Below are 2,376 nucleotides of genomic sequence, written 5' to 3'. Positions count from 1 at the left end.
CCGGACCCCGGCCGCGCCGACACCGGCCCGCACCCCGCGGTGCCGGACGACCCGGCGTGGTGCGCCCAGGAATCGTCCATGTGGTGGGGGGCGGGCCGGGCGACCCGGACCTCATCACCGTGCGCGGGCGCCGCCGGCTCGCCGAGGCCGACGTCGTGATCGCCGATCGTCTCGGCCCGCGAGACCTGCTCAGCGAGCTACGTGAAGACGTCCTCCTCATCGATGTCGGAAAACTGCCGGGCAATCACCCGGTGCCCCAGGACGAGATCAACGCCCTGCTCGTCGAGCACGCCCGCGCCGGCAAGAACGTCGTCCGCCTCAAGGGCGGCGACCCCTACGTCTTCGGTCGCGGCGGCGAGGAGGCCGAATACTGCCGACGACACGGAGTACCGGTCCAGGTCGTGCCCGGTGTCTCGAGCGCGATCTCGGTCCCCGCCGCGGCGGGCATCCCGGTCACGCATCGCGGCGTCGCCAACGGGTTCACCGTGGTGACGGGCCACGAGCAGATCGCCGAGCTGCCCGGCGGCCGCGACCACACGGTCGTCCTGCTCATGGGTGTGAGCGCCCTCGCGGGGTCAGCGGCAGTGCTGGCTGCGGGTGTTCGAGGCGGCGACTGCCCGGTCGCGATCATCGAGAACGGCACCGGCGAGAACCAGCGCGTCACCGTCGGCATCCTCGACACGATCGTCGAACAGGCCGATGCAATCGGCGTCCGGTCGCCCGCCGTCATCGTCGTCGGGGATGTCGTCGCGTTGAGTCCGCACGCGCCCAGTGCTTTCGCCTCATCGAACTCCTTTGCTTCCACCGGAAAGGCCCCGTCATGACCAGTGCCCTTCGCGTCGCCATCATCGGCGCCGGCCCCGCGGGTGTCTACGCCGGAAACATCCTCGACAGGATGATCCGGGACGCCGGGCGCGAGGTGGCGATCGACCTCATCGAGTCGCTCCCCGCGCCGTACGGCCTCATCCGGTACGGGGTGGCACCCGATCATCCCCGCATCAAGGGAATCGTCAACTCGTTGCACGAGATGCTCGACGCGGGCAGCATTCGTTTCCTCGGCAACGTGACCTACGGTGTCGACCTCACCCTCGACGACCTGCGCGCCCATTACCACGCGGTGATCTTCGCGACCGGTGCGATCCGGGATGCCGACCTCGACATCCCGGGCATCGACCTGCCCGGCTCGTTCGGTGCTGCCGACTTCGTCTCCTGGTACGACGGCCACCCCGACGTGCCGCGCAGCTGGCCGCTCGATGCGACGGATGTCGCCGTCATCGGAAACGGCAACGTCGCGTTGGACGTCGCGCGGATGCTCGCCAAGCATCCCCGCGACCTTCTGAGTACCGACATCCCGCAGAACGTGTACGCCGGACTGCTCGGGTCACCCGTGACCGACGTGCACGTCTTCGGCCGGCGCGGGCCCGCTCAGGTGAAATTCACGCCCATCGAGTTGCGGGAACTTGCCGAGATCCCCGACGTCGACATCATCGTGTACGCCGAGGACTTCGCACTCGGCAAGCAGGTTCAGCAGCTCGTCGCGGGCAACAACCAGGTCAAGATCATGACACGCACCCTCGAGAGCTGGCTGGAGCGCGAGCCCAGCGGAGCCTCGCGACGGCTGCACCTGCACTTTCTGCACTCCCCCGTCGAGGTGTACGGCGACGGGCGCGTCGAAGGGATGCTCTTCGAACGCACCGACGTCGCCGACGACGGCTCCGTGCGTGGAACCGGGGAGATCGTCGACTACCCGCTCCAGGCGGTGTATCGAGCCGTCGGCTATTTCGGCTCCCCCGTCCCCGGAGTGCCGTTCGACGAACGCCGCGGGGTCATTCCGAACGATGCCGGCCGGGTGCTCGATCTCGCGGGCGCGCCGATCCCGGGGCTCTACGCCACCGGATGGATCAAGCGCGGGCCCGTCGGCCTCATCGGTCACACGAAGAGCGACGCCTCCGAGACGGTCGCGCGGATCGTCGAGGATGTCGCGGCGCTGCCCGCGCCGGTGACCGTCGACCCGGATGCGATCCTCGAGGTGCTCGATGCCCGCGGCGTTCCCTTCACGACCTGGGAGGGCTGGCTCGCCCTCGACGGCCACGAGCGCGCTCTAGGCGAGGCCGACGAATCGGATATCGACCGCGAACGGGTGAAGGTGGTACCCCGCGACGAGCAGGTCGGCATCTCGCGCGACGAAGTCTTCGCGGCGTCGTGACCTACGTCATCGCCCTGCCGTGCGTCGACGTCAAAGACCGCGCCTGCATCGACGAGTGCCCCGTCGACTGCATCTATGAGGGCGACCGGATGCTTTACATCCAGCCCGACGAGTGCGTCGACTGCGGCGCCTGCGAGCCGGTCTGCCCGGTCGAAGCCATCTACTACGAA

General features: G+C 68.9%; 3 protein-coding genes. All 3 read left to right on the top strand.

Annotated elements, in window-relative coordinates; all coding sequences use genetic code 11:
- Positions 1-824, top strand: an 824-nt coding sequence (gene cobA, locus RMO30_RS02875; RefSeq protein WP_309709259.1) for a uroporphyrinogen-III C-methyltransferase, incomplete at its 5' end; no start/stop codon positions are given.
- Positions 821-2,206: an FAD-dependent oxidoreductase gene (locus tag RMO30_RS02870; RefSeq protein ID WP_309709256.1), complete on the top strand. Its 1,386-nt coding sequence runs from the start codon at positions 821-823 to the stop codon at positions 2,204-2,206. The genes cobA and RMO30_RS02870, both read left to right, overlap by 4 nt.
- A partial coding sequence (locus RMO30_RS02865) for a ferredoxin family protein (RefSeq protein ID WP_309709261.1) occupies positions 2,203-2,376 on the top strand: 174 nt, incomplete at its 3' end. The genes RMO30_RS02870 and RMO30_RS02865, both read left to right, overlap by 4 nt.

Source organism: Pseudolysinimonas sp., from assembly GCF_031389465.1.
Classification (GTDB): Bacteria; Actinomycetota; Actinomycetes; order Actinomycetales; family Microbacteriaceae; genus Pseudolysinimonas_A.
The sequence above is the reverse complement of the archived record's forward strand: the minus strand, read 5'-3'. Positions and strand labels throughout refer to the sequence as shown.